The sequence below is a fragment of the Roseateles sp. GW821-FHT09B06 genome (assembly GCF_059418245.1).
This window is the reverse complement of the sequence record NZ_JBWKPM010000015.1, coordinates 44,310-70,860: the sequence shown is the minus strand read 5'-3', so window position 1 is coordinate 70,860 and position 26,551 is coordinate 44,310. Positions and strand designations below refer to the sequence as shown.

The 26,551-nt window shown below is 69.9% G+C and carries 27 protein-coding genes and 1 pseudogene; 17 read left to right on the top strand and 11 right to left on the bottom strand.

What is annotated here, in order from left to right:
• Nucleotides 1-5: 5 nt before the first annotated feature.
• From AC07OQ_RS14525 to AC07OQ_RS14505, 5 genes are all read right to left on the bottom strand, one after another.
• Entirely contained in the window at nucleotides 6-1,262 is a 1,257-nt protein-coding gene (locus tag AC07OQ_RS14525; protein ID WP_495053840.1) for a Zn-dependent hydrolase, read from the bottom strand.
• 11 nt (nucleotides 1,263-1,273) lie between these two features.
• Entirely contained in the window at nucleotides 1,274-2,734 is a 1,461-nt protein-coding gene (gene hydA / locus AC07OQ_RS14520; RefSeq protein ID WP_495053839.1) for a dihydropyrimidinase, read from the bottom strand.
• 17 nt (nucleotides 2,735-2,751) lie between these two features.
• Complete coding sequence (locus tag AC07OQ_RS14515; protein WP_495053838.1) at nucleotides 2,752-4,230, bottom strand: NCS1 family nucleobase:cation symporter-1; 1,479 nt, start codon at nucleotides 4,228-4,230, stop codon at nucleotides 2,752-2,754.
• A gap of 70 nt (nucleotides 4,231-4,300) precedes the next feature.
• A complete protein-coding gene (gene preA / locus AC07OQ_RS14510; RefSeq protein ID WP_495053837.1) occupies nucleotides 4,301-5,608 on the bottom strand; it encodes an NAD-dependent dihydropyrimidine dehydrogenase subunit PreA in 1,308 nt (435 codons plus the stop codon).
• A gap of 3 nt (nucleotides 5,609-5,611) precedes the next feature.
• On the bottom strand, nucleotides 5,612-6,958 hold the full coding sequence (locus tag AC07OQ_RS14505; protein ID WP_495053836.1) for an NAD(P)-dependent oxidoreductase: 1,347 nt from the start codon (nucleotides 6,956-6,958) through the stop codon (nucleotides 5,612-5,614).
• Nucleotides 6,959-7,101: 143 nt separating this feature from the next.
• On the opposite strand from AC07OQ_RS14505, the gene AC07OQ_RS14500 reads away from it, so the two are divergent.
• The 10 genes from AC07OQ_RS14500 to AC07OQ_RS14455 all read left to right on the top strand — a co-directional run bounded on the left by AC07OQ_RS14500 (nucleotide 7,102) and on the right by AC07OQ_RS14455 (nucleotide 15,182).
• A complete protein-coding gene (locus AC07OQ_RS14500) occupies nucleotides 7,102-7,809 on the top strand; it encodes a TetR/AcrR family transcriptional regulator (protein ID WP_495053835.1) in 708 nt (235 codons plus the stop codon).
• 92 nt (nucleotides 7,810-7,901) lie between these two features.
• Nucleotides 7,902-8,492 carry a LysE family translocator gene (locus AC07OQ_RS14495; RefSeq protein WP_495053834.1) on the top strand — a complete coding sequence of 197 codons (591 nt, stop codon included), beginning with the start codon at nucleotides 7,902-7,904 and terminating at the stop codon, nucleotides 8,490-8,492.
• 12 nt (nucleotides 8,493-8,504) lie between these two features.
• Nucleotides 8,505-9,968: an aminotransferase-like domain-containing protein gene (locus AC07OQ_RS14490; RefSeq protein ID WP_495053833.1), complete on the top strand. Its 1,464-nt coding sequence runs from the start codon at nucleotides 8,505-8,507 to the stop codon at nucleotides 9,966-9,968.
• A gap of 122 nt (nucleotides 9,969-10,090) precedes the next feature.
• Nucleotides 10,091-10,543, top strand: a complete 453-nt coding sequence (locus tag AC07OQ_RS14485; RefSeq protein WP_495053832.1) for a SixA phosphatase family protein — start codon at nucleotides 10,091-10,093, stop codon at nucleotides 10,541-10,543.
• A 102-nt stretch (nucleotides 10,544-10,645) separates the two neighbouring features.
• Nucleotides 10,646-11,230 (top strand): YbaK/EbsC family protein, encoded by a 585-nt coding sequence (locus tag AC07OQ_RS14480; protein ID WP_495053831.1) that lies wholly within the window; start codon nucleotides 10,646-10,648, stop codon nucleotides 11,228-11,230.
• The gene (locus tag AC07OQ_RS14475; protein ID WP_495053830.1) at nucleotides 11,227-11,457 is read left to right on the top strand and encodes a DUF1289 domain-containing protein; all 231 of its coding nucleotides are present in this window, start codon (nucleotides 11,227-11,229) and stop codon (nucleotides 11,455-11,457) included. Before AC07OQ_RS14480 ends, AC07OQ_RS14475 begins: the two co-directional genes overlap by 4 nt.
• Nucleotides 11,457-12,107, top strand: coding sequence for a 2-hydroxychromene-2-carboxylate isomerase (locus AC07OQ_RS14470; protein ID WP_495053883.1), 651 nt, complete (start codon nucleotides 11,457-11,459; stop codon nucleotides 12,105-12,107). The genes AC07OQ_RS14475 and AC07OQ_RS14470 overlap by 1 nt, the downstream gene beginning before the upstream one ends.
• A gap of 215 nt (nucleotides 12,108-12,322) precedes the next feature.
• The gene (locus AC07OQ_RS14465; protein WP_495053829.1) at nucleotides 12,323-13,993 is read left to right on the top strand and encodes an MFS transporter; all 1,671 of its coding nucleotides are present in this window, start codon (nucleotides 12,323-12,325) and stop codon (nucleotides 13,991-13,993) included.
• 61 nt (nucleotides 13,994-14,054) lie between these two features.
• Entirely contained in the window at nucleotides 14,055-14,978 is a 924-nt protein-coding gene (locus AC07OQ_RS14460) for a PfkB family carbohydrate kinase (RefSeq protein WP_495053828.1), read from the top strand.
• A 39-nt stretch (nucleotides 14,979-15,017) separates the two neighbouring features.
• Complete coding sequence (locus tag AC07OQ_RS14455) at nucleotides 15,018-15,182, top strand: hypothetical protein (protein WP_495053827.1); 165 nt, start codon at nucleotides 15,018-15,020, stop codon at nucleotides 15,180-15,182.
• Between the two features lie 82 nt (nucleotides 15,183-15,264).
• On the opposite strand, the gene AC07OQ_RS14450 is transcribed toward AC07OQ_RS14455, so the two are convergent.
• A complete protein-coding gene (locus AC07OQ_RS14450; protein ID WP_495053826.1) occupies nucleotides 15,265-16,839 on the bottom strand; it encodes a sensor histidine kinase in 1,575 nt (524 codons plus the stop codon).
• 136 nt (nucleotides 16,840-16,975) lie between these two features.
• On the bottom strand, nucleotides 16,976-17,428 hold the full coding sequence (locus AC07OQ_RS14445; protein ID WP_495053825.1) for an Lrp/AsnC family transcriptional regulator: 453 nt from the start codon (nucleotides 17,426-17,428) through the stop codon (nucleotides 16,976-16,978).
• An 87-nt stretch (nucleotides 17,429-17,515) separates the two neighbouring features.
• Between AC07OQ_RS14445 and AC07OQ_RS14440 the strand changes: the two genes are divergently transcribed.
• The 4 genes from AC07OQ_RS14440 (at nucleotide 17,516) to pdxR (ending at nucleotide 20,659) form a co-directional block, all read left to right on the top strand.
• Nucleotides 17,516-18,154, top strand: a complete 639-nt coding sequence (locus AC07OQ_RS14440) for a LysE family translocator (RefSeq protein WP_495053824.1) — start codon at nucleotides 17,516-17,518, stop codon at nucleotides 18,152-18,154.
• 249 nt (nucleotides 18,155-18,403) lie between these two features.
• The gene (locus AC07OQ_RS14435; protein WP_495053823.1) at nucleotides 18,404-18,886 is read left to right on the top strand and encodes a cupin domain-containing protein; all 483 of its coding nucleotides are present in this window, start codon (nucleotides 18,404-18,406) and stop codon (nucleotides 18,884-18,886) included.
• Entirely contained in the window at nucleotides 18,883-19,188 is a 306-nt protein-coding gene (locus tag AC07OQ_RS14430; protein ID WP_495053822.1) for an alpha/beta fold hydrolase, read from the top strand. Before AC07OQ_RS14435 ends, AC07OQ_RS14430 begins: the two co-directional genes overlap by 4 nt.
• Before the next feature lie 67 nt (nucleotides 19,189-19,255).
• The gene (gene pdxR, locus AC07OQ_RS14425; protein ID WP_495053821.1) at nucleotides 19,256-20,659 is read left to right on the top strand and encodes a MocR-like pyridoxine biosynthesis transcription factor PdxR; all 1,404 of its coding nucleotides are present in this window, start codon (nucleotides 19,256-19,258) and stop codon (nucleotides 20,657-20,659) included.
• A gap of 27 nt (nucleotides 20,660-20,686) precedes the next feature.
• On the opposite strand, the gene AC07OQ_RS14420 is transcribed toward pdxR, so the two are convergent.
• From AC07OQ_RS14420 to AC07OQ_RS14410, 3 genes are all read right to left on the bottom strand, one after another.
• Nucleotides 20,687-21,535, bottom strand: a complete 849-nt coding sequence (locus AC07OQ_RS14420; RefSeq protein ID WP_495053820.1) for a universal stress protein — start codon at nucleotides 21,533-21,535, stop codon at nucleotides 20,687-20,689.
• Nucleotides 21,536-21,554: 19 nt separating this feature from the next.
• Nucleotides 21,555-21,749 (bottom strand): Hsp20/alpha crystallin family protein, encoded by a 195-nt coding sequence (locus AC07OQ_RS14415; protein ID WP_495053819.1) that lies wholly within the window; start codon nucleotides 21,747-21,749, stop codon nucleotides 21,555-21,557.
• A gap of 214 nt (nucleotides 21,750-21,963) precedes the next feature.
• Nucleotides 21,964-22,164, bottom strand: a complete 201-nt coding sequence (locus AC07OQ_RS14410) for a hypothetical protein (protein ID WP_495053818.1) — start codon at nucleotides 22,162-22,164, stop codon at nucleotides 21,964-21,966.
• A 646-nt stretch (nucleotides 22,165-22,810) separates the two neighbouring features.
• Here AC07OQ_RS14410 and infA point away from each other — a divergent pair.
• The 3 genes and pseudogenes from infA (at nucleotide 22,811) to rpoD (ending at nucleotide 25,451) form a co-directional block, all read left to right on the top strand.
• The gene (gene infA, locus AC07OQ_RS14405; protein WP_495053817.1) at nucleotides 22,811-23,074 is read left to right on the top strand and encodes a translation initiation factor IF-1; all 264 of its coding nucleotides are present in this window, start codon (nucleotides 22,811-22,813) and stop codon (nucleotides 23,072-23,074) included.
• An 89-nt stretch (nucleotides 23,075-23,163) separates the two neighbouring features.
• A pseudogene (gene rbp, locus AC07OQ_RS14400) lies at nucleotides 23,164-23,484 on the top strand (RNA-binding regulator); the annotation flags it as partial.
• A 26-nt stretch (nucleotides 23,485-23,510) separates the two neighbouring features.
• Nucleotides 23,511-25,451 carry an RNA polymerase sigma factor RpoD gene (rpoD, locus tag AC07OQ_RS14395; RefSeq protein ID WP_495053816.1) on the top strand — a complete coding sequence of 647 codons (1,941 nt, stop codon included), beginning with the start codon at nucleotides 23,511-23,513 and terminating at the stop codon, nucleotides 25,449-25,451.
• Between the two features lie 58 nt (nucleotides 25,452-25,509).
• Here rpoD and AC07OQ_RS14390 read toward each other — a convergent pair whose 3' ends face one another.
• Entirely contained in the window at nucleotides 25,510-26,532 is a 1,023-nt protein-coding gene (locus AC07OQ_RS14390; protein WP_495053815.1) for a GGDEF domain-containing protein, read from the bottom strand.
• Nucleotides 26,533-26,551: the final 19 nt, after the last annotated feature.

Below are 26,551 nucleotides of genomic sequence, written 5' to 3'. Positions count from 1 at the left end.
CTTCTTCAGGTGCCGGCCCGCTCCAGCATCGTGTGCAGCAGCACATTGCAGCCCGCGGTGATGTGTTCGGGCTTGGCGTCCTCGATCTCGTTGTGGCTGATGCCATCCTTGCAAGGGATGAAGATCATCCCGGCCGGCGCCAGCCGCGCCATGTAGACGGCGTCATGGCCGGCGCCTGAGACGGCCGGCATGTTCGAGTAGCCCAGCGCCTCGGCCGCCCTGGCCACCGCGGCCACGCAGTCCGGATGGAAGGGCGCGGCCGGGTAGTGCGAAACCAGCTCGATCTGGATGGCCAGCCCGGTTTTCTTGCTCAAGTCGTTCGCGTATTTGCGGATCTCGGCATCCATTGCGTCGACCAGCGCATCCGAGCTGTTGCGCATGTCCATGCTGAACTTGACCCGTCCCGGGATCACGTTGCGGCTGTTCGGATGCACCTGCACCATGCCCACGGTGCCGCGCCCATGCGGGCCGTGGCGCAGCGCCGTGGCCACGACCTCCTGCATCAGTTTCGTCGCCACCTGCAGCGCATCCTTGCGCAAGGCCATCGGCGTCGGGCCGGCATGGGCCTCCATGCCGGTGACCGTGCAGTCGTACCACTTGATGCCCAGCACGCCGGTCACGACGCCGATGGTCTTGTCGTGATCCTCCAGCACCGGGCCCTGCTCGATATGGGTCTCGAAATAGCTGCCAATCGGGTGGTCGCCCGGCTCCTCGGGGCCGATATAGCCGATGCGCTCCAGTTCCTCCTTGACAGTCCTGCCCTCGGTGTCGGCGGCCGCATAGGCATGTTCCAGGCTGAAGGCCTTGGCGAACACGCCCGAGCCCATCATCACCGGCACGAAGCGCGAGCCTTCCTCGTTGGTCCAGAAGGCCACCTCGATCGGCGCCTCGGTCTCGATGCCATGGTCGTTCAGCGTGCGCACCACCTCGATGCCGGCCAGCACGCCGTAGTTGCCGTCGAACTTGCCGCCGGTCGGCTGAGTGTCGATATGGCTGCCGGTCATCACCGGGAGCAGGGCCTTGTTGCGCCCCGGCCGGCGCATGAAGGCATTGCCGATCTTGTCGACCGTGACCGTCATGCCGGCGTCCTTCGCCCACTGGATGACCAGATCTCGGCCCTGCTGGTCCAGCGAGGTCAGCGCCAGGCGGCAGACGCCGCCCTTCTCGGTGGCGCCGATTTTCGCCAGCTCCATCAGCGAGGCCCACAGGCGCTCGCCGTTGACGCGTAGTTCTGCAAGGGCGGGCTTGGTCTTCATGTCCATCTCGGTACTCCTTAACGTGACACGGCCGTGGGGGCCAGGTCTTGCGCCCTGGCCTTGACCGCCTGGAAATTCGGACCGAAGGCCGGGCGCTTCAGATAGCGGCCCGCCCCCTGGACCGCGCGCAGCTCGCCCTGGGCGTAGACCAGCCTGCCTTGGCTGATCGTGTGGCTGGGGATGCCGCGCACCCGGCGGCCCTCGAAGATATTGAAGTCGCCCTTGGAATGTTGGGTATTGGCCGAGATCGTCTTCGTGCCCTGCGGGTCCCACAGCACCAGGTCGGCATCGGCGCCTTCGCTGACCGAGCCTTTCTGCGGATAGAGGTTGAACAGCTTGGCGGTGTTGCTGGAGGTGATCGCGACGAACTCGCTGGGCGTCAGCCGGCCCGTGTTGACGCCGGCATCCCAGATCACGGTCATGCGCTCCTCGATGCCACCGCAGCCGTTCGGGATCTTCGCGAAGTTTTCGATGCCGGCGGCTTTCTGCTGGGCGCAGAAGGTGCAATGGTCGGTGGCCGTGGTGTGCAGCTGGCCGCTCTGCAGCCCGCGCCACAGGAACTCCTGGTGGATCTTGGGGCGGAAGGGCGGGCTCATCACATGGGCCGCGGCCGTGGCGAAATCGGGGTGGCGGTAGACGCTGTCGTCGATCAAGAGGTGGCCGGCCAGCACCTCGCCATAGACGCGCTGGCCGCGCGCGCGGGCGCGGGCAATGGCCTCGGCGGCCTCGATGCAGCTCACATGCACGATGTAGATCGGCACGCCCAGCACATCGGCGATCGCGATCGCGCGATTCGCGGCCTCGCCCTCGACCATCGGCGGGCGCGACAGCGGGTGGCCCTCCGGGCCGGTGATGCCCATCTTTGTTGCGACCTCCTGCTGCAGCAGGTAGACCAGCTCGCCGTTCTCGGCATGCACGGTGGGCATCGCACCCAGCTCCAGCGCGCGCTTGAAGCTGTTCACCAGGGTCTCGTCGTCGCACATGATGGCGTTCTTGTAGGCCATGAAATGCTTGAAGCTGTTGACGCCTTCCTCCTTGACCAGGCGTCCCATGTCGGCGTGCACCGACTCGCCCCACCAGGTGACGGCGACATGGAAGCCATAGTCGGCCGCCGACTTCTCGGCCCAGCCGCGCCAGGTCTGGTAGGCCTCCATCAACGGCTGTTGCGGGTTCGGAATCACGAAGTCGATGATCGAGGTGGTCCCGCCGGCCAGGCCCGCGGCCGTGCCGGTGAAGAAGTCGTCCATCGTTACCGTGCCCATGAAGGGCAGCTGCATATGGGTGTGCGGGTCGATGCCGCCCGGCAGCACATACTGGCCGGCGGCGTCCAGCGTCTGGCAGCCGGCCGGCGCTTCGGCGATGGCGCGCGCGCCCACGGCGGCGATGCGGCCGTCCACGCACAGCACATCGGCCGCGAACTGGCGGTCCGCATTGACGACGATGCCGCCGCGGATCAGGAGGGCTGCTGGGCTGCTCATGGGGTTCTCCTCGGAGGCTAAGCCTGCTTCAGGGCCACGGTGCCGACCTTGCCGGCCATGGCCAGGCGGTAGACCAGGGCCGCAACGCCCAAGCCGATGAACCAGGCATAGGTATAGATCAGCTTGAAGACCTCGGCGACCTCGGGGAAGGCCGCGGGGAAGGCGGCGTTGAGGAAGCCGGGCACATTGGGCGCCACGCCCAGCACGAAGGCTGCCACCGCCGCCCAGTTCCAGCCGCCGCGGTAGCTGTAGGCACCCTGCTCGCGGTAGAGCTCGTCAACATTCAGCCGGGTCTTGCGCAGCAGGTAGTAGTCGACGATCAGGATGCCGGCCACCGGACCGAGCAGGGCCGAGTAGCCGATCAGCCAGGTGAAGATATAGCCTTGGGTCGACTCGAGGATCTTCCAGGGCATCATCAGGATCGCGATGCCGGCGGTGATGTAGCCGCCGGTCTTGTAGCTGATGGCCTTGGGGTTCAGGGCCGAGAAGTCGTAGGCAGGACCGACCAGATTGGCGGCCAGGTTGACGCTGACCGTATCGATCAAGAGGATGATCAGCGCGATCAGCACGGCAGCGCCGGTCATGCGGCTCGCCAGATCCACCGGGTCCCAGATCGCCTTGCCGTAGATCACGACGGTGGCCGAGGTCACGATCACCGCCAGGCCGGCCAGCAGTCCCATCGGCGCCGGCAGGCCGATCGCCTGGCCGACGATCTGGTCGCGCTGGCTCTTCGCAAAGCGGGTGAAGTCGGGGATGTTCAGCGCCAGGGTGGCCCAGAAGCCGACCATCGCGGTGAGGGACGGCCAGAACACCGCCGCGAACTGGCCGGCCTTCTTGCCGCCGTCGACAAAAGCGGAGGGCTGGCTGAGGATCGGCCCCAATCCTCCAGCAACAGCGCCGGCCTTGTCATAGGCCCACCACAAGAGCACGAAGCAGATGATGATCTTGATCGGCGCGGTATAGGTCTCCAGCTTGCGGATCGCGTCGATGCCATGGATCACGTAATAGAACTGGACGGCCCAGAACAGCAGGAAGCAGGCGAGCTGGCCCAGGTTGATGCCGAGAAACGGCAGCTTCTCACCCTCCAGCGGATGACCGATCAGCACGCCGGCCAGGGTGTAGATCATCATGCCGCCGAACCAGGTCTGGATGCCGTACCAGCCGCAGGCGACCAGTGCGCGCAGCAGGGCCGGCAGGCGCGCGCCGCGCGTGCCGAAGGAGGCGCGCGCCAGCACCGCATAGGGGATGCCGTACTTGGCGCCGGCATGGCCGATCAGGAGCATCGGCACCAGCACGATCAGATTGCCGAGGAACACGGTCAGCACCGCCTGGCCGGCCGACATGCCCGACTCGATCAGGCTGGCCGCCAGGGTGTAGGCAGGGATGCACATCACCATGCCGACCCAGAGGGCGGCGAAGTGGTACCAGCGCCAGGTCCGCTGGGCCGCGCTGGTGGGCGCGAGATCCTCGTTCCAAAGCTCTTGGCTTCTCGTCATGCCTGCTCTCCTTGTTGCGGTGCTGAAACGCTGCAATGTTTGTGCCTGTGAGCCCCGCGCGCCATGAGGATTACCCCGCCGTCACCCGCATCGGGTTGTTGGCATGGCTGGTCCAGTTCGCGTACTCGGCGCTGACGGCCAGGCCGGTGCGCCGGTCGATCTCGCCGGGCATCACGCGGCGCATCGTGATCGTGTCCGGCACCGGGCAGATCGAGACGCAGAGATTGCAGCCCACGCACTCGGCCTCGTTGATCTCGAAATGGCGCTTGCCGTCCTTCGTCGCGAAGATCGCCTGGTGCGAGGTGTCCTCGCAGACCACATGGCAGCGGCCGCACTGGATGCAGCTGTCCTGATTGATGACCGCCTTCTCCACGTAGTTGAGGTTCAGCTGGTTCCAGTTCTTCACGGTCGGTACGGCCAGGCCGCGCAGCGCGTCGAGCGTGGCGTATCCCTTCTCGTCCATGAAATTCTCGAGGCCCGAGCAGAGGTCCTGCAAGATCTTGAAGCCATAGACCATCGCGGCGGTGCAGACCTGCACCGTGCCGCAGCCCAGCGCGATGTACTCGGCCGCATCGCGCCAGGTGGTGATGCCGCCGATGCCCGAGATCGGCAGGCCGGCGGTCTGCGGATCTCGCGCGATCTCGGCCACCATGTTCTGCGCGATCGGCTTGACCGCCGGGCCGCAGTAGCCGCCATGCGAGCCCCAGCCGTCGGTGCTGGGGTTCATCGTCATGCGGTCCAGGTCCACGCCCATCACCGAGTTGATCGTGTTGATCAGCGACACCGCGTCGGCGCCGCCGGCATGCGCGGCGCGGGCCGGATGGCGCACATCGGTGATATTGGGCGTCAGCTTCACGATCACCGGCAGCTTCGAGTACTGCTTGCACCAGGCCGTCACCATCTGGATGTACTCGGGCACCTGGCCCACGGCCGAACCCATGCCGCGCTCGCTCATGCCATGCGGGCAGCCGAAGTTCAGCTCGATGCCGTCGGCGCCGCTGTCCTCGACCATGGGCAGGATGTTCTTCCAGCTCTGCTCGGTGCAGGGCACCATCAGCGAGACGATCATCGCGCGGTCCGGCCAGGCGCGCTTGACTCTTGCGATCTCCTCCAGATTCGTGCGCAGCGGCCGGTCGGTGATCAGCTCGATATTGTTCAGGCCGATGACGCGGCGGTCCTGGCCCAGCAGGGTCGCGTAGCGCGGGCCGCTGACATTGACGACCGGCGGGTCCTCGCCCAGGGTCTTCCAGACCACGCCGCCCCAGCCGGCCTCGAAGGCGCGGGTGACGTTGATCTCCTTGTCGGTCGGTGGGGCGGAGGCCAGCCAGAAGGGGTTCGGGCTCTTGATTCCCAGGAAGTTGCTGCGGATATCGGCCATGGCTCAGCTCCCGTTCGTCAGGAAGGCATCGATCGAAATGGCGGCCTGCTTGCCATGCTCGACGGCCTCGACCGTCAGGTCGCGCCCGCCAAAGCGGCAGTCGCCGCCGGCCCAGACCTTGGCATGGCCGGTCCTGCCGGCCGCATCGGTGGCGATGCGGCCGCTCTTCAGCTCGATTTCCGGCACCTCGGCGGCGCTGAAGGTCTGGCCGATGGCCTTCAAGACCATATCGGCTTCGATCGTGAACCGCTCGCCGGTCTCCACCAGCCTGCCGTCTTCCTGCTCGGCCGTGACGGCAAACTCGACGCCTGTGACCTTGCCGCCCTCGGCCAGGACCTGCTTCGGCGCGGCCCAGGTACGCAGGGCCACGCCGTTCTTCTGTGCCCATTCCTGCTCGTAGCCCGAGGCGCTCAGGCCCTCGACGCCGCGGCGGTAGACCATCGTGACCTCGCGCGCGCCCAGCTTCCGGCTTTGCACCGAGGCGTCCACCGCGGTCATGCCGCCGCCGATCACGACGACCTTGCGGCCCACCGGCACCGTATCCGGCTTGGACTGGCGCAGCTCCGCGATGAAGTCCACGGCAGCACGCAGGCCCTCGCATTGCGGCTCTGCGATGCCCAGCGCGTTGACGCCGGTCAGGCCCAGCCCGAGGAACACCGCATCAAACTCGGCCACCAGCTGGTTCAAGGTGATGTCGCGGCCCAGCTGCTTGCCGGTCTTCACCGCGATGCCGCCGATGGACAGCAGCCACTGCACCTCGCGCTGCGCGAAGCCGCCGGTGGTCTTGTAGCTGGCGAGGCCATATTCGTTCAGGCCACCGAGCTTGGGCCGGGCCTCGAACAGCACGACCTCATGACCGCGCCGCGCCAGCCCATGCGCCGCCGCCAGGCCCGCCGGGCCGGCGCCGACCACCGCGACCTTCTTGCCGGTCGCGGTGGCGCGCGTGAACAGCGGCCTGGCGTCGGCCTTGGCAAAAAAGGCGTCGGTGGCGTAGCGCTGCAGCAGGCCGATCTCGACCGGCTTGCTCTCGTTCGTGTTCCTGACGCATCCCTGCTCGCACAGCATCTCGGTCGGGCAGACCCGGGCGCAGATGCCGCCCAGCGGATTGGCATCCAGGATGGTCTGGGCCGCGCCGCGATGGTTGTCCTGCGCGATGCGCTGGATGAAGCTGGGGATGTCGATGCCGGTGGGGCAGGCCGTGGTGCAGGGCGCGTCGAAGCAGTAGTAGCAGCGCTCGGCCTCGATCAGGGCCTGGCTGCGGTTCAGCGGGGCATGCGAGTCGCTGAAGTTGCGCGCATAGTCCGCCTCGGCAAGGCGGCCGGCGGCGATGCCTGGCGTGTTGGTGTCCATTGCGGGCTCCGGTTCGCTGGGTGTGCGGGTCCGTGAATAATTTACTTATCAGTAAAAAATCACCAGTTGGTAAATTCCCTTGGTCGGCACCGGCGCGCCTGTGTTGAGATGGGCGGCTCCCAGCCGGCCTCGATAATTCCGCCATGTCCGAACTGAGCGCAACCCCTTCCGGCCGCACCAAGACGGCGCGATCCTCACCAGCGCACGGCGCGGCCGCACCGGCGGCGGCCGCCGTGCCCCAGCCGCGTGCGGCCCGGCTGCGCAAGGAGGCCGCCATCTGTGCCGAAGCGGAACGCCAGTTCGCGCAATACGGCTTCGAGGGGGCGTCGCTTGAAAACATCGCCGCGGCGGCGGGCCTGAGTCGCCACAACCTGCTGTATTACTACCCGAGCAAGGAGGCGCTGTACCGCAAGGTGCTGGACGATGTGCTGGCCGAATGGCTGGCCCGCATGGCCGGCATCGTCTCGGGCGCCGACCCGGAAGGCGCGATGCGCGAGTACATCGCCGCCAAGCTGCGCTTCTCGCGCGAGCGGCCCGCCGGATCCCAGGTCTTTGCCCGCGAGGTGATGGCCGGGGCGCCGCGCTTTCGCGATGCGATCGAGGCCCAGGTGCTGCCGGCGCTGAATGCCGACGTCAAGACCTTCGAGCGTTGGGCGCGGCAGGGACGTGTCGCCAGGCTGGACTTCCGCCACCTGATGTTCACGATCTGGGCCAGCACCCAGGCCTATGCCGACCTGGGCCCGCAGTTCGCCATCCTGCTGGGCAAGCCGGCGCTGGAGCAGGGCGACTACGCGGCGGCCGAGAGGCTGATCGTGCAGCTCGTCTTGGGCGGGCTGCTGAAGCGGACCTAGCGCTGTACCGCTGCCGCGGGCGGTACAGCGTCGCGCTGTGCCGTACCGCCTGTGCCTTGGCGGCGGCGCCGGCGGCTTCTACGCTCGTGGCCATGAACGAACTGCTGCCCCTGATGAGCTACTGCCTGCTGATGTCCAGCACGCCCGGACCGAACAATGTGATGCTGACCAGCTTGGGTGCCAACTTCGGCTACCGCGCCAGCCTGGCGCCGATCCTGGGCATCAATCTGGGCGTGTTCGCGCAGACCTTCCTGGCCTGCCTGGGCCTGGCCAGCCTGTTCCATGCCTACCCCCTGGCGCACCAGCTGCTGCGCATCAGCGGCGTGCTCTACCTGCTGTATCTGGCCTGGCAGCTGTCGGGCAGCAGGGCGGCCGACGGTGCGCCGGCGCGGCCCCTGAGCTTCTGGCAGGCAGTGAGCTTCCAGGCGGTGAACCCGAAAAGCTGGATCAAGGCCATCACGCTGGCCTCGGTCTTCATGCCGGCCGGCCTGGACGCGCTGTCCGGCGCGCTGCTGGTGGGCCTGATCGGCTGGGCCATCGGCTTTCCCTGCAACTCGATGTGGGCCTTGTTCGGCGTGGCGATCCGCGGTTTCCTGAGCAACACGCGCCGGCGCCGCATCTTCAATGCGCTGATGGGCGGCACCCTGGCCCTGCTGGCCCTGTCGCTGCTGCGCCAGGCCTAGACTCGCATCCTGATGTTCTCGATCGACCGCCATGCCACCACGCCCTTGGCCGACCAGGTCGAGACCCGCCTGCGCGAGCTGATCGCCGCCGGCCAACTGCCGCCCGGGGCGCGGCTGATGTCGATCCGCCAACTGGCCCAGCAGCTGGCGGTCAGCCCGCAGACCGTGATCACGGCCTATGACCGCCTGGTGGCGGCCGGCCTGATCGATTCCCGCGGCACGGCCGGCTTCTTCGTCAGCGAAACCCGCGGGGCGGCACCGGACGACGCGGCGCTGCTGGAGGCGGGCGAGGAGCAGGAGCCCGTGTGGCTGGCCCAGCAGGCCAACGACCAGCGCGCCGGCGTGCTGTTGGCCAGCAGCGGCGCCTTGCCGGCCTCCTGGCTGGAGGACGCGGTGCCGGCCGTCACGGTGCAGCGCGCGCTGGCGCGCAGCACGGCCGGCATGGCCTCGCGCTGCCCGCCGCAGGGCCTGCCCGAGCTGCGCGAGCGCATCGCGATGCTGCTGCGCGGCCAGGGGCTGGCGGTGGATGCCGGCCGCGTGCTGACCACCTATGGCGGCACCCATGCGATCGACCTGATCTGCCGCTGCTTTCTGCAGCCGGGCGACACCGTGCTGGTGGAGGACCCGGGCTACTTCCTGATGTTCGGCCGGCTGCGCCAGGCCGGCCTGCGCATCGTGCCGGTGCCGCGCCGGCCCGAGGGCCTGGACCTGGAAGCCCTGGAGGCCGCCTGCCGCACGCACCGGCCGCGCCTGCTCTTCATCCAGAGCGTGCTGCACAACCCGACCGGCTGGGGCAGCAGTCCGGCCAATCTGCACAAGGTGCTGATGCTGGCTGAGGCGCATGGCTTCCTGATTGCCGAGGACGATGTGCAGGGCCATTTCCACCCCAGTCATCCGACCCGCCTGGCCGCGCTGTCGGGCCTGGACCGGGTGATCTACTACTCCAGCTTCTGCAAGGCGCTGAGCCCGGCGCTGCGCCTGGGCTATGTGGCGGCGGCGCCCGAGCTGCTGAAGCCGCTGCTGCGCGAGAAGATCGTCAGCGTGCTGACCACGGCGGCGCTCAACGAGTTCGTGCTGCTGGAACTGCTGGCCGCCGGCCGCTGGCGCAAGCATCTGGAGCGCCTGCAGCGCAAGCTGCTCGTCGCGCGCAACACCACGATACGCCAGCTGGGCGAGGCCGGCATGCGCTTCGACATGCCGGGCGAGGGCGGCCTGTTCCTGTGGGGGCAGGTGCCCGAGGGCGTGGATGCCGGCCTGCTGGCGCATGATGCCTACCGCAACAAGATCCTGCTGGCGCGCGGCGCCACCTTCCGCGCCGGGCCGGCCGTCGACGGCGAGACCGACCGGCACCTGCGCTTCAACGTGGTGTTCAGCCAGCACCCGCGTCTGGCCGACTATCTGCGCGAGCGGTTGCGGGCGCTGGACCAGGCGCGCACGAGCCTGGCCTGTGTCGTCATGGAGCGCCAGCCGCGCTGAGACGCCGGCCGCGGCCGGCGAGCGCGCCGGAGCGCGCGATCTGGTCTATTCTGATCCCGTTCGATCTGATGTCCGCTCCGGTGCCCGGCCTCGGCGTACCGGATCGGGTGAGGAGGGCTCGCATGGACCTGCTCTTGTGGCGACATGCCGACGCGGCGCCCGCACGCGTGGGCGAGGACGATGACGAGCGGGCGCTGACGGCCAAGGGCGAGCGCCAGGCCCGGCGCATGGCCCGCTGGCTGGCCGCGGCCCTGCCGGCCGATGCGCGCATCCTGGTCAGCCCCGCGCGGCGCGCGCAGCAGACGGTCAGGGCGCTCGGTCGGCCCTTCGAGACCTGCGTCGCGCTGGCCACCGAGGCCGACGCCGAGGACCTGCTGGCCGCCGCCGGCTGGCCCCTGTCCGTCCGGCCGGTGCTGGTGGTAGGCCATCAGCCGACGCTCGGGGAGGCGGCGGCCCTGCTGCTGGCGGGCCAGCGCCTGCCCTGGGCGATCAAGAAGGGGGCGCTCTGGTGGCTGCGCGGCAGCGCCATCGAGCCGGTCGATCTGCTGGCGGTGCGTTCGCCCGACAGGGTCTGAGGGAGGAGGCACGGCATGCGCAACGCCCGCGGGCCCCGACCGAGCCGCGGTCGTCATGGCAGGCCCGGACTGGCGACCGGCGCGCTGCGCGACAATGGCCGCATGCAAGAAGCAAACGACGAGATCCGCCCCGAGGGCCTTGATGCAACCCGCCCGGCGGGCTTTGATGAAGCCCGCCCTGCGGGCTTTGATGAAGCCCGCCCTGCGGGCTTTCAGCGTGTCAGCGCAGCCTTGGCGGCCCGGCAGCATCGGCATGCGCCGCTGTGGCTGGAGGTGGCCGCGCGCACCTCGCAGGAGGCCGCCGATGCCCTGGGCGTCAGCCTGGGCCAGATCGCCAAGTCCGTGGTGTTCCGCCGCAAGGCCGACGAGCAGGCGGTGCTGGTGATCGCCTCGGGCGACCGTCGCATCGACGAGAAGAAGCTCAAGGAGCATACCGGGCCGCTGGGCCGGGCCGATGCCGACTATGTGAAGGCGCGCACCGGCTTCTCGATCGGCGGCGTGTCGCCGCTGGGCTTTGCGCCGAGCGAGGGGGCGCCCGCGCCGCTGCTCTTCGTCGACCGCGAGCTGTTCCGCTTCGACGTGATCTGGGCCGCGGCCGGCCACCCCAACGGCGTGTTCAAGATGACGCCGGCCGAGCTGGAGGCGCTGACCGGCGCGCCAGTGATCGACGTGGTACAGCAGTCATGAGCGGCCTCGTGGTCTCGACCGTCAAATCGCCCTGCAGCAATGTCTGCAGGATGCACGAACCGACCGGCTGGTGCCAGGGCTGCGCCCGTACCATCCCGGAGATCGCCGGCTGGTCCAAGGCCGACGATGCCGGCCGGCTCGAGATCCTGGCACGCCTGCCGGCCCGCCGCGCGCTGCTGGTGGCCCAGGGCATCTTCACGGCCGCCGAAGCAACCCAGACCCCATGATGAAGCAACTCACCTTCTATTTCGACCCCGTCTCGCCCTACGCGGCCCTGGCCTTCGACCGCCTGCCCGAGGCCCTGGCGGGCTGCAGCTACGAGGTCGAGTACCGGCCCGTGCTGTTCGCCGCCCTGCTGCATGCGCTGGGCCAGAAGGGCCCGGCCGAGATCGAGAGCAAGCGCCACTGGACCTTCCGCCAGGTGGCGTTCCTGGCGCAGCAGCTGGGCATCCCGCTGGACACGCCGGCCCAGCATCCCTTCAATCCGCTGCCGCTGCTGAGGCTGGCCTGGGCCTGCGGCTCCGGTGCCGCAGGCACGCCGAGCCGGCTGGTGGTGGAGAAGATCTTCCACCATGTGTGGCGCGGCGCCGGCGCCGACGCCAACGACCCGGCCCGCCTGGCCGCGTTGACGCAAGACCTGACCCCGAGCCAGGACCCCGGCAGCGATGCGATCAAGCAGCGCCTGCGCGACAGCACCGAGGCCGCGATCCAGCGCGGCGTGTTCGGCGTGCCCACGATCGAGGTGGATGGCCGCCTGTTCTGGGGTCTGGACGCGCTGCCGATGCTGGCGGCCTACCTGAAGGGCGACCCCTGGTTCGCCAGCGGCGCCTGGGAGGCCGCCGCGGCGCCGCGTCCGGGCGTGCTGCGCAAGCATTGAACAGGGACCACGCGCTGCGCGGGCCACGCGGGTGGCTCGGTGCTTACCCTCGACCCCTCTCAAATTCCACATTGAGAAATGCGGGTCTAGGGTTGTAACGGGTTTTGTCAGCCTCGATTCAGTCTCGCGTCAGAGACGGGTCAGAGGCCGCTCCGATAGTTCGGCGCATGGACCACCGGTCGGTGGTTCTGCGACAAATCAACGGAGACAACACCATGGCGACAGCATCCGCGGTGTCCACCAGCAGCACGCCGATGACGGCCGAGGAGAAGAAGGTCATCTTCGCCTCCTCGCTCGGCACCGTGTTCGAGTGGTACGACTTCTACCTCTACGGTTCCCTGGCGGCCATTATCGCCAAGCAGTTCTTCGCCGGCCTGGACCAGGGCTCGGCCTTCATCTTCGCGCTGCTGGCTTTCGCCGCGGGCTTCATCGTGCGCCCCTTCGGCGCGCTGGTGTTCGGCCGCCTGGGCGACATGATCGGCCGCAAGTACACCTTCCTGGTGACCATCCTGATCATGGGCCTGTCGACCTTCATCGTCGGCATCCTGCCCACCTACGCCTCGATCGGCGTCGCCGCGCCGGTGATCCTGATCGCGCTGCGCCTGCTGCAGGGCCTGGCCCTGGGCGGCGAGTACGGCGGCGCGGCCACCTATGTGGCCGAGCATGCGCCGCACGGCAAGCGCGGTGCCTTCACCTCCTGGATCCAGACCACCGCGACCCTGGGCCTGTTCCTGTCGCTGATGGTGATCCTGGGCACCCGCACCTGGATCGGCGAGGCCGCCTTCGCCGACTGGGGCTGGCGCGTGCCCTTCCTGGTCTCGATCCTGCTGCTGGCCATCAGCGTCTGGATCCGCCTGTCGATGAACGAGTCGCCGGCCTTCCAGAAGATGAAGGCCGAGGGCAAGACCTCGAAGGCCCCGCTGTCCGAGTCCTTCGGCCAGTGGAAGAACCTGAAGATCGTGATCCTGGCCCTGATCGGCCTGACCGCCGGCCAGGCCGTGGTCTGGTACACGGGCCAGTTCTACGCGCTGTTCTTCCTGACCCAGTCGCTCAAGGTTGACGGCCCCACCGCCAACATCCTGATCGCGCTGTCGCTGATCATCGGCACGCCCTTCTTCGTGCTGTTCGGCTCGCTGTCCGACAAGATCGGCCGCAAGCCCATCATCATGGCCGGCTGCCTGCTGGCCGTCGTGACCTACTTCCCGCTGTTCAAGGCGCTGACCAATGCCGCCAACCCGGATCTGGCCGCCGCCCAGGCCAAGTCCCAGGTGGTGGTGACGGCCGATCCGGCCGAGTGCTCGTTCCAGTTCAACCCGACCGGCACGGTCAAGTTCACCAGCTCCTGCGACATCGCGAAGCAGGTGCTGGCCGCCGGCTCGGTGAGCTACGAGAACGCTCCGGCCGCCGCCGGCACGCCGGCCACGATCAAGATCGGCGAGACCGTGATCACCGGCTACAGCGCCAAGGGCCTGCCGGCCGATGAGGCCAAGAAGAAGGACGGCGAGTTCAAGAAGGCCGTCGGCGACGCGCTGAAGGCGGCGGGCTATCCGGCCAAGGCCGACCCGGCCAAGATCAACAAGCCGCTGGTCATCGCCATCCTGACCATCCTGGTGATCTATGTGACCATGGTCTATGGCCCGATCGCCGCGATGCTGGTGGAGATGTTCCCGACCCGCATCCGCTACACCTCGATGAGCCTGCCCTACCACATCGGCAACGGCTGGTTCGGCGGCCTGCTGCCGACCACCGCCTTCGCCATCGTGGCGCAGACCGGCAATATGTACAACGGCCTCTGGTACCCGATCGTCATCGCCGCCATCACCTTCGTGGTCGGCATGATGTTCGTCAAGGAAACCAAGGACGTGGACATCTACGCCAATGACTAAGATGGCCTGAGCGTCATCACTCCGAAAAGGGCGGCTGCGAGCCGCCCTTTTCCATTCCGGCATGCAAGAAGACAAGAGCCGCGACATCCTGGTGCTGGGCGAGGCCCTGGTGGACGAGTTCGCCAGCGGGCCGGTGGCCGGCGGTGCGCCCTTCAACCTGGCGCGCTCGCTCGCCGGGCTGGGCCTGGCGCCGCTGTTCGTCGGACGCATCGGCGCGGCCGACGCCGCGGGCGAGCTGGTGCTGGGCAGCATGCGCCGGCTGGGCATGGACGAGGCCGGTCTGCAGCGCGATGCCCTGCGTCCGACCGGCCGCGTGCGCGTGCTGGAGCAGCAGCCGGGCGGCGGGCACCGCTTCGTGATCGAGCCCGACGCCGCCTGGGACCGGCTGGCGCTGGCGCCCGCCGAGGCCCTGCTGGCCGAGCGCGCCGCGCCGCGCCTGGTCTGCTTCGGCACCCTGGCCCAGCGCGGCGCGACGGCGCGCGCGAGCCTCCAGGCCCTGCTGGCGCGCTTCGAGCGCGGCCCCACGCTGCGCTTCCTGGACCTGAACCTGCGCGAGGGTGCCGACACGCGCGAACTGGCGGCGCACAACCTGACCCTGGCCGACTGGCTCAAGGTCAACGAGGAAGAGCTGGCGCGCCTGCTGGACTGGTTCGCGCCCGATGTGCCGGCGCTGATGGCGCGCTTCGATCTGCAGCGGCTGGTGCTGACGCGCGGCGCCGCCGGCTATGCCTGCTATGACGCCCGTGGGGCGCTGGAGGCGCAAGGGCCGGGGCTGGCGGCGGGTCGGCTGGTGGACACGGTGGGCGCCGGCGACGGCTTCGGCGCGATGCTGCTGGCGGCCTGCTTGCGGGGGCAGCCGCTGGCGCGCGCGCTGGCGCTGGCCAACCGCTATGCGGCGGCGCTGTGCGAGCGGCGCGGGCCGGTGCCCGAGGATCCGGCCTTCTTCGCGGCCTGGCGCTCAGCCTGCCGTCAGCAAAGCGGCTGAGAATCGCCGCAGCAATCAACGATCCAAGGAGACTTCGTCATGTGGAAGATTCTGGTCGGCTTCGCCGTCTTCGCCGCGCTCGCGCTGTTCATCCTGAGCAAGGGCGGCGATATCGACATGAGCGGCGAGAAGCATGGCATCGATCATCCGCCGGAGGCCGCCTCGGCACCCGCAACGGCACCCGCGTCGGCAGCCTCGCACTGAGGGTCTTCCGCTCCAGCGCAAGGCCGGGTCAAGCCGGCCTTTTTTCTATCTTGTCGCGGCGCCGTGCAAGCCGGTGCGGACTTCAGAACGGCGCTTCGGGCGCGCCGCGCTGCGGCGCCACGCGCGGCACGCGGATCAAGGTGCGCGTGCCGGCGCCGGGGCTGGAGATCACCTCGATCTGACCGCCCAGCACATTGGTGACGATGTTGTGCACGATGTGCATGCCCAGGCCCGAGCCGCCGGTGCCCAGCTTCGTCGTGAAGAAGGGGTCGAAGATGCGACGTCGCACCGACTCGTCCATGCCGCGGCCGTCATCCTCGATGCGCAGTTCGACGCTCTCGTCGTCGGCCGGCGCGCAGCTCACGCTCACCGAGCCGGATTCGCGCCCCTCGAAGCCGTGGATCAGCGCGTTCATCAGCAGATTGGTGAGGACCTGGCCCAGGGCGCCGGGGTAGGAGTTCATCGCCAGGCCTTCGCACAGCCCGGTCCGGACGGTGAAGGGCGTGTGCTTGAAGCTGGGCTCCACCATCACCAGCACATCCTCCACCACCTGAGCCAGATCGAAGTCGCGGCGCGAGTCGGTGGTCTGGTCGATCGCCACCTGCTTGAAGTCGCGCACCAGGTCGGCGGCCTTCTGCACATTGCGTTGCAGGATGTCCTGGCCGCGGCGAGTGTCCTTGGCCAGGTCTTCGAGCAGGCTGCGCCGCATCGGCACCTGGCCGGCCAGCATGGTCTCCAGCTTGCCCCAGCGGTCGCCCAGCGCCGACACCACGGTCAGCGCATTGCCCAGCGGCGTGTTGAGCTCGTGCGCGACACCGGCCACCAGGCGGCCCAGCGAGGCCAGCTTCTCCGATTCGACCAGGTCGCGCTGCGCGGTCTTCAGCGTGGCCAGGGCCAGGGTCAGCTCGGCATTGGCGGCGGTCAGCTCCGAGGTGCGCTCGGCCACCTGCGATTCCAGCGTGCTGGCATGCTGGCGCAGCTCGCCGAAGGCGGCCAGCAGGGCCTGGCGCATGCGTTCCATGGCCTGGCCGACGCGCGCGATCTCGTTGCTGCCGCGCATGTCCATGCGCTGGTCCAGCGGCTGCTCCAGCTTGCCGGCGGCCAGGCGCTCGGCGGCCTCGCTCAGGCGGTCCATCGGCTGCAGCACGCGGCGCTGCATCACGAGCAGGATCAGCCCCAGCGACAGGGTCAAGGTGGCGCCGCTGCGCCACAGGGTGCTCAGCATGTCGGCGCGCCGGCGCTCCAGCAGCGGCGCCGCGCTCATCGTGACGGTGAGCTGGGCGATCTCGCGGCCGTCGCGCAGCACCGCGCGGGTCTGGCTCAGCGTCAGGTTGCGGTCGCTGGCCTCGCGCTGGAACTCCAGGAAGGGGCGGGGCGAGGAGGGCTCGACCACCAGCACCGAGACGAAGCGCGGGTCGTCCACCTGGGCCTTGATCATCGGCTCGGCCAGGTCGGGCGAGACCTGCCAGATCGGTTCGGACAGCGACAGCGCCAGCACCTCCACCACGCGCGTCAGGTCGCGCTGGAGGTCGTCCATGGCCTCGCGACGCGTGGCCTGGGCGTCGTACAGCAGCACCAGGCCGGTGGGCACCAGCAGGCCGGCCACCAGGGCCAGCACCACCGCGTTGCGCAGCGAGGAGCGCGCCAGCCGCATCATGCGGGCAGCCCCGGCACGACGGCAGGGCGGAGCGGCAGGGCGGGGCGGCGGGAGGGCATGCGCGCGATTATGGCGGCGCCGCCGCCGGCAGCGGCGCCGCGCCGGGGCCAGGTCTTGCGCGAGCGGGGAGCGCGGCTCATGGGGCGCGCAGCCCGCGTCGCGGGATCGGGCTGCTCAGCACGATGGAGGTGCGGGTCTCGCCGAAGCCGTTGATGCGCGCCAGCAGCGCCTCCAGCTCGGCCAGGCCGGTGGCCACCACCGTCATCACATAGGAATCGGCGCCGGTGACATGGTGGCATTCCAGCACCTCGGGCAGCTCGCGCAGCTTGTCGAGCAGCCGCGCCTTGGCCGGCTGGGGCACGGTGATGCCGATGATGGCGCGCACCGCATAGCCCAGCACCAGCGGATCCAGCTCGGCATGGATGCCGCTGATCACGCCAGCCTCCTGCAGGCGTTTCAGGCGCTCGGCCGTGGCCGGGATGGACAGGCCGGCGGCCGCGGCCAGGCCCTTCAGCGGGGCGCGGCCGTCGGCCTGCAGGGCTTGCAGCAGCAGCCAGGCCTTCTCGTCGAGTTGCAGGGCAGATCCCATCCAGGCCTGAAAAATCGTTGGCGTTCCATCGATGTTGCCTGAAATCCTGGCTTTGTTGCAGCGAGGGCCTGCCCTAGAGTGAGGCCCATGGACAACACCGCTGCGCTGCTGCCGTCATTGCTGCTTTTTTCCCAGGCCCTGCTGATCGGGCTGTCGATCGCCGCGCCCGTGGGGCCGATCGGGCTGCTGACCATCCAGCGCAGCCTGCAGCAGGGCCCGCGTGCCGGCCTGGCCACCGGCCTGGGTGCGGCGGTGGCCGATGCGCTCTACGGCGCGCTGGGTGCCTACGGCGTCAGCGCGGTGATCCAGGCCCTGAGCGCGGCGCGCGTGCCGCTGGCGCTGGGCGGCGCGCTGTTCCTGCTGTGGATGGCCTGGGGTCTGTGGCGCGCGCCGGCCGCGCAGCAAAGCGCCAGGCCGCGCGTCGAAGGCGCCGGGCTGTGGTGCTACTTCTTCGGCACCGTGCTGCTGACCCTGTCCAACCCGGCCACGATCATCTCCTTCATTGCCGTGTTCGGCGCACTGTCGGCGCGCAGCGGCGGCGCGGCCTCGCCGGGCCTGGTGGTGCTGGGCGTGTTCGTCGGCTCGGCGCTGTGGTGGCTGCTGCTCAGCGCCGGCGTCGGCCGGCTGCGCGAGCGGTTCGACGCACGCTGGCAGCGCCGCGTGCAGCGCGCCAGCGCGCTGCTGCTGAGCGCCTTCGCGCTCTGGCAGCTCGGCGCATTGGCGTAGCGCCCCTCGGCCGCGCCGCCGCGGGCCGGGTGCGCTCGTCCTCGAAACGGCGCTAGCGATCGGGATTCCAGTCCTGCATCGGCGCGACCCCTCGAACGGCGTCGGGGTGAAACTTGTCTTAGGTCTCATATAGGAAATCAGGCGAGCCGATGTCGCGAAGTGGCTCCATCAATCTTCTTCAAAGTGGATCTTCAATGGAGCCTCTTGCAAGCCCATCATCGACCCATCACCGCAACCCGGGAGATCCAGATGACGAGCTTGCCCGATCCCGCCGTGCTGCCGAGCGCGGCCCCATTCATTGCAGCGGCCGCCGCGCGTGCCGGCACCGACTGGATGCCCGACGGCGCGGGCAAATGGTCGCTGCCGCTGCAGTTCCTGCCCGATGACGCCGGCTGGGTCGAGCTGATGCGCGTCGATCCCGGCGTGCGCATCGGCCTGCACCGCCATTCCGGCGCGGTGCATGCCTTGAACCTGCAGGGCGCGCGCCGGCTCAGCGACGGCCGCCATATCGAGGCGGGCGGCTATGTGTACGAGCCCGCCGGCAATGTCGACTGGTGGGAGGCCACCGGCGAGGTGCCGCTGATCGTGCTGGTGCTCGTCAACGGCCAGGTCGAATACCTGGGCCCGGACGGCGGGCCGACCCGCCGCATCGGCGCCGCCGACCTGCGGACCGGCTACGAGCGGCATTGCCGCGGCCTCGGCCGGCAGCCGCGCGCGGAGCTGTTCGCATGAGCCCGGCGCCGCTCCCGAGGCAGGGGCTGCCGGCCCTGTTGCCGGCCCTGGTGGTGGGCGGGACCATGGCGCGCTTCGATGCCCGGCCGGCGCTGGCGCGTCTGCAGGTGCCGACCCTGATCACCGCCGGCCGTTACGATCCGGTCTGCCCGCCGGTGGTGGCCTACGAGATTCGCGATGCCTTCCCGGCGGGCGTGGCCCGCGTGCGCATCTTCGAGCACAGTGCGCATCGGCCCTGGGCCGAGGAGGCTCCGGCCTATTTCAACGAGCTGCGGAATTTTCTTGCCGACCCCAGATCCTGAAACCCCGCCGCGCCCGGCCCGCCGCCCGGCTCCGTTCGCGCTGGCTATCGCCTTGCCGGCGCCCGGCATGGGCCGGCTGCAGCCGGCGCTGCATGCGCAGCTGCGGGCCGGCGTCGCCGAGGGACGGCTGCGGCCCGGGCTGAAGCTGCCCTCTACCCGCGCGCTGGCTGTCGAGCTGGGCCTGGCGCGCAACACGGTGTCGGCGGTCTACGAGCAGTTGGTCGGCGAGGGCTTTCTCGAGGTGCGCGCCGGTGCCGGCACCTTCGTCGCCGATGTGCTGCCGCCGCAGCAGCGCGCGAGTGGTCCGCGCCGCCCGGCGCCGGGCCCGAGGCCGGACCCCGCGGCAGCGCCGCCGCCGCGCTTCGACTTCGGCACCGGCATCCCCGATCTCTCGACCTTTCCCTGCGCCGGCTGGAGCCGCCTGCATGCGGCGGCCCTGCGCGAGATGGCGCGCGCCAATCTCGACTACGGCCCGGTGGAAGGTGCGCCGGCCCTGCGCGCCGCGATGGCCCGGCATGTCTCGGCCATCCGCGCGCTGGCCTGCGAGGCCGACGATCTCATCGTCACGGCCGGCGCGCAGCAGGCCTTCGAGCTGATCGCCCGTGTCCTGGTCAGACCGGGCGAGACCGTGGTGGCGGTCGAGGACCCGGGCTATCCGCCGCTGCGCGCGGCGCTGACGGCGGCGGGCGCGCGCCTGGCCTTCGTGCCGGTCGATGCCGAGGGGCTCGTGGTCGAGCGGCTGCCGCCGCAGGCGCGGCTGGTCTGCGTGACACCCTCGCACCAGTTCCCCTGCGGCGTGCCGCTGTCGGCGCGCCGCCGGCTGGCCCTGCTGGAGTTTTGCCGCGCGCGCGGCGCCAGCGTGATCGAGGACGACTACGACGGCGAATTCCGCTTCGAGGGCGCGCCGGCCGATGCGCTGCAGACCCTGGACCGCGCGGCCGCGGTGTTCTATGTCGGCACCTTCTCCAAGTCGATGTTCCCGGGCCTGCGCCTGGGCTATGTGCTGGCGCCGCCCTGGGCGCGCGCGGCACTCGTCGAGGCCAAGCGCGGCGCCGCCTGGTATGCGTCGCTGCCCGACCAACTGGCGCTGGCGCGCTTCATCGCCGACGGCCACCTGGGCCGGCATGTGCGCCGCATGCGCCGGGTCTACGGCGAGCGGCGCGAACGCCTGCTGCGGGCGCTGGCGCCGCAGGCCGCGCTGCGGCCGCTGTTCGGGCGCGCCGGCCCGGCGGGCCTGACGCTGGCGCTGCGGCTCGATCCCGGGTTGCCGGCGCCGGCGCTGGCCGCCGCCGCGGCGGCCGGCGGCGTGGCGCTCGAGCCGCTGCAGCGCTATGCCGCCGACGCCGGGCCGGCCGTGCATCTCAACGGCCTGGCGCTGGGCTTCGGCCGCCTGCCGACCGCGCAGGTCGATGCGGCGGTGCGGGCGCTGCTGGATGGCGTGCATCGGCTCGCGCGCGCGGGTCTCGCCTGATCCTGCACAAGGCCGGTCCGGTCGCGCTCAGTGCGACATCAACACGGGCACCGTCATCGCCTCCAGCAGGCCGCGGGTCGCGCCGCCCAGCACGCGCTCGGTCCAGCGGGCGTGGCCGTAGGCCCCCATCACGATCAGATCGCTGCCCAGATCGGCCGCGCGCGACAGCAGGGCCTCGGCCACGCCGATGTTACTGATCTCCTCGCGCGCCTCCGCGGCCACGCCTTGCCAGGCCAGCCATTGCTTGAGCGCGGCCAGGCGCGGCGCCATCGGTTCGGCCGCCGCGCCTTCGCGCCAGCTCAGCACCTGCACCTCGTCGGCGCGGCGCAGCAGCGGCAGGGCATCGCTGAGCGCGCGCGCCGCTTCGCGGCTGTCGTCCCAGGCCACCAGGGCGCGGCGGCCCAGGCGCTCGCCCGCTGCCGCCGCATGGGCGGCATAGGGGAGCAGCAGGGTGGGGCGGGCGCTGTGCAGCAGCACCTGCTCGGCCATCGCGCGCAGCTGGCCGTGGCCGCTACGGGCCGGATCGGGCTGACTCAGGATCACCAGGTCCGAGCAATGCGCGTGGCGCACCAGCGAGGTCGCGGTGTCGGCGCTGTCGCTCAGCGCTTCGCAGGATTTCAGGCCGGCCGTCTGGCAGGCCGCGCCGAAGCGCGCAACGGCCAGCTGGGACTGCTCGAGCAGCAACTCCCAGGCCATCGCATTGAACTGGCCCAGTGCGGCCGCGGCCTCGGGCGCGACCGGCATGCTCAGCAGGCCGGTCGGCGCCAGGCCGACCAGATGGCAGTCCATGGCCAGGGCCAGCTCGATGGCCTGGGTCGTGCGCGCCGCGCAACTGGGCTCGCTGTCCAGATGCACGAGAAGGCTGCGATAGGTCATGGCGGCTCCGGCGATGCGCTCACTGGACTGCGATTGTGCGACTCCCCGTGCCTTCGCGCTTGGACAGGGTCAGCCTGAGCACCCCGTCCTCGAACCTGGCGACGACGCGGCCGACATCGATTTCGTGCGCCAGCGAAAGGCCGCGCGAGACGCTGCCGTGGAAGCTCTCCTTGAGCCTAGGCAGCCCCGCGGCGAGCGTGTTGCGCTCGATCAAGCGTTCTTGCGCAAGGCCGGGCTTTCTTTTCCCGCGGGGCGCGCGGGGAGCCGCCGGCGCGCACCTCCGGGCCGAGCGCGCCATTGAGCCAGGCATTGCGCCAGGTCTTGCGCGGGGCAGGGCGGAGCCCACCGGCAGGACAGCATCATCCTGCCGGCAATCCAGGGCCGGCATGGCAGGGCGCCTGCCGCGATGAGCCGGCCGGCTCGGCCGCTCAGGCGAGCTGCTCGGTGCCCGGCTGCCAGATCAGCCAGGGCGGCGGCAGCTGCGGCCGGGCCCATGGGCTGGCCGCATAGCTGGTCTGCAGCGCCCAGACGGTGGCGAACCAGTTGGCTTGCAGCGTCAGCACCTGGCCCAGCCAGCGCCCATACTCGTCCAGCGCGGCCGCGCCATAGGGAAAAACCGTCTCGTCCATCAGAGTCTCCTCGCGGGCTTGTTGCGCCACTATTGCGCCCCTATTGCGCCAAAATGCCGCCGTCCGCCGCGTCATAGCTGCCGGGCATGAAAGAGGCCGCCGGCGAGGCCAGCCGCAGCGTCAAGGCGGCACTTCCCCTGGCCGCCCCGGGGCGACCCCGGGCGGCCGCCAGGACGCGGCGTGATCGGGCGCTGCAGGGGGGGCGGTTCTGGTCCAAGCGCTCGATCATCGGCGTGCGGATGAAGGCCGGCCCCTACCGCATTGATGCGTACGTCCTGACTACCATACTCCAATGCGGCGATGCTGCCAGCGCCGGCGGCGGAACAAGGTTACAATGCCTAGCTCATGGCGTGTCTTGCTCACTAGCACGTCATCTGTCGTCTGACATGGTCCCCGGCCGCCGCCGCGCACCAGCCCTCCCGACCCGAGTACCGCGGTTCGCCTGGTGTCAGCCACTTCAACTGGCGAGCTTCATCCCCGGTCCCTCCCACCCCTCGTGACCGGATCCCGGCCCTGCCCGCATGGCGGTGGGCCGCACACCCGAAGCCGCCCGCCTTCCCGGCGATTCCCACCCGTTTTCATCGCGCGACCCGCGCAGGGCCCGCGCGACCGTTCACCCTTTCACACCGATCAGCAAGGAGATCCGTTGGCTAAGGAAGACTTGATTGAAATGCACGGCAAGGTCGAGGAAGTGCTTCCCGACTCACGTTTCCGCGTCACGCTGGATAACGGCCACAGCCTCGTGGCCTACACCTCCGGCCGCATGCGCCGGCACCACATCCGCATCCTGGCGGGTGACAAGGTGTCGCTGGAGCTGTCGCCCTACGACCTGAGCAAGGGCCGCATCACCTTCCGCCACATCGAAACGCGTGGCGGCAGCAGCGGCCCGGTGCGCCGCAATACCCGTTGAGCGGGACGCCCGCGTCCACGCCCATCCCCTGTTTCCCGCGCCGCCGGCCGCACCGCGGTCATGCGCGCATCCACTGAAAGGCAACCCAAATGGGTAACAAACTCTACGTCGGCAATCTGGCCTATTCCGTGCGCGACGACGATCTGCAGCAGCGCTTCTCGGAGTTCGGCACGGTGTCCTCCGCCAAGGTCATGATGGACCGCGACAGCGGCCGCTCCAAGGGCTTCGGCTTTGTGGAGATGGGCTCGGACAGCGAGGCCCAGGCGGCGATCCGCGGCCTGAACGGCCAGTCGGTGGACGGCCGAGCCCTCGTCGTCAACGAGGCACGTCCGCGCGAAGAGCGCCCGGGCGGCTTTGGCGGCGGCGGCAATCGCGGCGGCGGTCATGGTGGCTATGGGGGCGGGCGCGGCTATTGAGCGCTGAGTCCCGGCATCGCATGAGCGCCAAAAGCTCCGCCGCCTCCGGCGTCAAGGCCAAGCCCTTGCGCATGAAGGTGCCCAAGTCCAAGGAACGGGCCCTGGTGCGCGAGTTCGGCCTGGAGGTGGCGACGCTCACCGAGGCCGAGGCCGAGAAGCGCCGCGCCGAGCTGAAGGCGCTGGTCACCTTGGGCAAGACGCGCGGCTTCCTCACCCAGCAGGAGGTCAACGACCATCTGCCCGAGCGCCTGGTCGATGCCGAGGGGCTGGAAGCGATCGCGAAGATGCTGCGCGAGATGGGCGTCGAGGTCTACGAGCGCGCGCCCGATGCGGGCACGCTGCTGGTGGCCGGCGGCGGCATCGCCGCGGCGAGCGAGGACGAAGCGGAGGAGGCGGCGGAAGCGGCGCTGTCCACGGTCGACTCCGAGTTCGGGCGCACCACCGATCCGGTGCGCATGTATATGCGCGAGATGGGCGGTTTCGAGCTGCTGACGCGCGAGGGCGAGATCGAGATCGCCAAGCGTATCGAGGCCGGGCAGCAGGCCATGATGCAGGCCATCTCGGCCTCGCCGATGGTGATGGCCGAGCTCCTGGCCTGCGGCGAACGCCTGGCCAGCGGTGCCGTCGGCGTCGCGGAGCTGATCGATGGCGTGGCCGGCGAGGCCGACGACTATGTCGCCGAGGAGGACGTCGACGCCTTCGACGAGGCCGACGATGACGACGGCAGCCGGGCCACGACCCGGCGACTCGAGGAGTTGCGCGCCACCGCCCTGGAGGCCTTCGCGGCCCTGCGCGCCGGTGTCGACAAGCTGCGCAAGGCGGGCGAGCGCTCGGGACATGGCTCCGCCGCCCATCTGCGGGCGCAGCAGGCGCTCAGCGTCCGGCTGATGGGCATCCGCTTCGGCGTCAAGACGATCGAACGGCTGTGCGGCCTGCTGCGCGCGCAGGTGGACGAGGTGCGCCGCTGCGAACGCGAGATCCGCAAGATCGCGGTGGATCGCTGCGGCATGCCGCAGCAGCAGTTCGTCGAGCGTTTCCCGCCCCGGGCGCTGGATCTGGCCTGGGTCGACGCGGAGGTGGCCGCAGGCCTGCCCTGCAGCGCCGCGCTGGGCCGCCATCGGCCCGCGATCCAGGAGCAGCAGCAGAAGCTGATCGAGCTGCAGGCCGCGGCCGCGGTGCCGCTGGACGAGCTGAAGGCGATCGCCAAGCGCATGAGCGAGGGCGAGCTGGCGGCGCTGGCGGCCAAGAAGGAGCTGATCGAGGCCAATCTGCGCCTGGTGATTTCGATCGCGAAGAAATACGTCAACCGCGGCATGCATTTCCTCGACCTGATCCAGGAAGGCAATGTCGGGCTGATGAAGGCGGTGGACAAGTTCGAGTACCGCCGCGGTTTCAAGTTTTCGACCTATGCGACCTGGTGGATACGCCAGGCCGTCACGCGCGCGATCGCCGACCAGGTGCGCACCATCCGCGTGCCGGTGCACATGATCGACGCGCTCAACAAGATGAACCGCCTGAGCCGGGCCCATCTGCACGAGTTCGGCTTCGAGCCCGATGTCGCGACCCTGGCGCTCAAGCTGGCGCTGTCCGAGGACCGGGTGCGCCAGATCATGAAGATCGCCAAGGAGCCGATCTCGCTGGAGCGGCCGATGGGCGAGGAGGGTGACGCCACCGTGGGCGACTTCATCGAGGACAGCCATGGCCTGGCGCCGGTGGACGCGGCGATGCAGGCGGGCCTGCGCACGGTCGTCTGCGACCTGCTGGACGGCCTCTCGACCCGCGAGGCCAAGATCCTGCGCATGCGCTTCGGCATCGACATGAGCACCGACCACACGCTCGAAGAGGTGAGCCAGCAGTTCGATGTGACCCGCGAGCGCGTGCGCCAGATCGAGGCCCGCGCCATGCGCAAGCTCAAGCAGCCGAGCCAGGTGGCCAAGCTGCGCGGCTATATCGAGGATTGAGTCGGGCCGGCCGGGGCGGCGACTCGCCGTCCGCGCCCGCCGGTGCGCCGATCTGCCTTCAGGCCGCCCTGGCGGCCAGCACCGTCACGCAGTTGCGGCCGCTGCGCTTGGAGGCGTAGAGCGCGCGGTCGGCGCGCTCGAAGAATTCGTTGGCACTCTCGCCGCGCGCCAGCTGGGTGACGCCCAGCGAGAGCGTGACGCGCTCCAGCGTCTGCGCCGATTCGCCGCGGCGGATGCGGCTGGCCGCGATATTGCTGCGCAGCTGCTCGGCCAGGGCCTGGGCCTGGGCCAAGCCAGCCTCGGGCAGCAGCAGCGCGAACTCCTCGCCGCCGACGCGGGCCGCCAGGCTCGGTTCCGCGGTCAGGCGCTTCATGCTCTGGGCCACGGCGCGCAGCACCTGGTCGCCGAAGGAATGGCCGAAGCTGTCATTGACGCGCTTGAAGAAATCGATGTCGCCCAGCACCAGGCAGGGCGCGCGGTCGGGCGCGTCGCCGACGCTGCTCATGCAGCGGGCCAGCCGCTGCTCGAAGGCGCGGCGATTTGCCAGACCGGTCAGCGCGTCCACCAGGGCCTCGCTGCGCGCCTGGCTGACCTCCTCGCGCAGCGCGGCGATCTCGGCCTGATTGGCATCCAGGCGCTGCTGCAGCGTGGCCATCGCCACACGCATCTCGCGCGTGCTGTCCACCAGGCCCTGCAGCTGCCGGGCCTGATCCTGGTCCTGCGATTCCAGCAGTTGGCGGCTCCATTGCAGCAGCGACTGGTCGAAGCGCGCGGTCTGGTCGCCGGCCTGGGCGGCGGTGCTGGCCATATTGTCCAGCACGCGGCTCAGGCCCTCGCTGACGCGGCGCGCCTCGTCGTGCTCCAGCGCCGGTGCGGCCACATGCTCGCGGTACAGCGCGGCGGTGCCGTCCTCGTCGAGCGCGGCGCCGTCGCGGGTGCGTTCCTGCAGCGCGAGGATCAGCGCCGCATTGCGGCCGCTGACGAATTCATACCAGACGGCATAGCTGATCGGGTGCAACGCGGTGCGCTGGCGCGTCATCAGGGGCAGGGCCAGGCGCAGGTATTCGGCGCTCCGTTCCATGCTGTCTTGGTATCGCATC

Excerpts from the sequence above, each read along its gene's own strand:
- AC07OQ_RS14525 (WP_495053840.1), bottom strand. The coding sequence starts at position 1,262 with ATGGACATGAAGACCAAGCCCGCCCTTGCAGAACTACGCGTCAACGGC.
- hydA (WP_495053839.1), bottom strand. The coding sequence starts at position 2,734 with ATGAGCAGCCCAGCAGCCCTCCTGATCCGCGGCGGCATCGTCGTCAAT.
- AC07OQ_RS14515 (WP_495053838.1), bottom strand. The coding sequence starts at position 4,230 with ATGACGAGAAGCCAAGAGCTTTGGAACGAGGATCTCGCGCCCACCAGC.
- preA (WP_495053837.1), bottom strand. The coding sequence starts at position 5,608 with ATGGCCGATATCCGCAGCAACTTCCTGGGAATCAAGAGCCCGAACCCC.
- AC07OQ_RS14505 (WP_495053836.1), bottom strand. The coding sequence starts at position 6,958 with ATGGACACCAACACGCCAGGCATCGCCGCCGGCCGCCTTGCCGAGGCG.
- AC07OQ_RS14500 (WP_495053835.1), top strand. The coding sequence starts at position 7,102 with ATGTCCGAACTGAGCGCAACCCCTTCCGGCCGCACCAAGACGGCGCGA.
- AC07OQ_RS14495 (WP_495053834.1), top strand. The coding sequence starts at position 7,902 with ATGAACGAACTGCTGCCCCTGATGAGCTACTGCCTGCTGATGTCCAGC.
- AC07OQ_RS14490 (WP_495053833.1), top strand. The coding sequence starts at position 8,505 with ATGTTCTCGATCGACCGCCATGCCACCACGCCCTTGGCCGACCAGGTC.
- AC07OQ_RS14485 (WP_495053832.1), top strand. The coding sequence starts at position 10,091 with ATGGACCTGCTCTTGTGGCGACATGCCGACGCGGCGCCCGCACGCGTG.
- AC07OQ_RS14480 (WP_495053831.1), top strand. The coding sequence starts at position 10,646 with ATGCAAGAAGCAAACGACGAGATCCGCCCCGAGGGCCTTGATGCAACC.
- AC07OQ_RS14475 (WP_495053830.1), top strand. The coding sequence starts at position 11,227 with ATGAGCGGCCTCGTGGTCTCGACCGTCAAATCGCCCTGCAGCAATGTC.
- AC07OQ_RS14470 (WP_495053883.1), top strand. The coding sequence starts at position 11,457 with ATGAAGCAACTCACCTTCTATTTCGACCCCGTCTCGCCCTACGCGGCC.
- AC07OQ_RS14465 (WP_495053829.1), top strand. The coding sequence starts at position 12,323 with ATGGCGACAGCATCCGCGGTGTCCACCAGCAGCACGCCGATGACGGCC.
- AC07OQ_RS14460 (WP_495053828.1), top strand. The coding sequence starts at position 14,055 with ATGCAAGAAGACAAGAGCCGCGACATCCTGGTGCTGGGCGAGGCCCTG.
- AC07OQ_RS14455 (WP_495053827.1), top strand. The coding sequence starts at position 15,018 with ATGTGGAAGATTCTGGTCGGCTTCGCCGTCTTCGCCGCGCTCGCGCTG.
- AC07OQ_RS14450 (WP_495053826.1), bottom strand. The coding sequence starts at position 16,839 with ATGATGCGGCTGGCGCGCTCCTCGCTGCGCAACGCGGTGGTGCTGGCC.
- AC07OQ_RS14445 (WP_495053825.1), bottom strand. The coding sequence starts at position 17,428 with ATGGGATCTGCCCTGCAACTCGACGAGAAGGCCTGGCTGCTGCTGCAA.
- AC07OQ_RS14440 (WP_495053824.1), top strand. The coding sequence starts at position 17,516 with ATGGACAACACCGCTGCGCTGCTGCCGTCATTGCTGCTTTTTTCCCAG.
- AC07OQ_RS14435 (WP_495053823.1), top strand. The coding sequence starts at position 18,404 with ATGACGAGCTTGCCCGATCCCGCCGTGCTGCCGAGCGCGGCCCCATTC.
- AC07OQ_RS14430 (WP_495053822.1), top strand. The coding sequence starts at position 18,883 with ATGAGCCCGGCGCCGCTCCCGAGGCAGGGGCTGCCGGCCCTGTTGCCG.
- pdxR (WP_495053821.1), top strand. The coding sequence starts at position 19,256 with ATGGGCCGGCTGCAGCCGGCGCTGCATGCGCAGCTGCGGGCCGGCGTC.
- AC07OQ_RS14420 (WP_495053820.1), bottom strand. The coding sequence starts at position 21,535 with ATGACCTATCGCAGCCTTCTCGTGCATCTGGACAGCGAGCCCAGTTGC.
- AC07OQ_RS14410 (WP_495053818.1), bottom strand. The coding sequence starts at position 22,164 with ATGGACGAGACGGTTTTTCCCTATGGCGCGGCCGCGCTGGACGAGTAT.
- rpoD (WP_495053816.1), top strand. The coding sequence starts at position 23,511 with ATGAGCGCCAAAAGCTCCGCCGCCTCCGGCGTCAAGGCCAAGCCCTTG.
- AC07OQ_RS14390 (WP_495053815.1), bottom strand. The coding sequence starts at position 26,532 with ATGGAACGGAGCGCCGAATACCTGCGCCTGGCCCTGCCCCTGATGACG.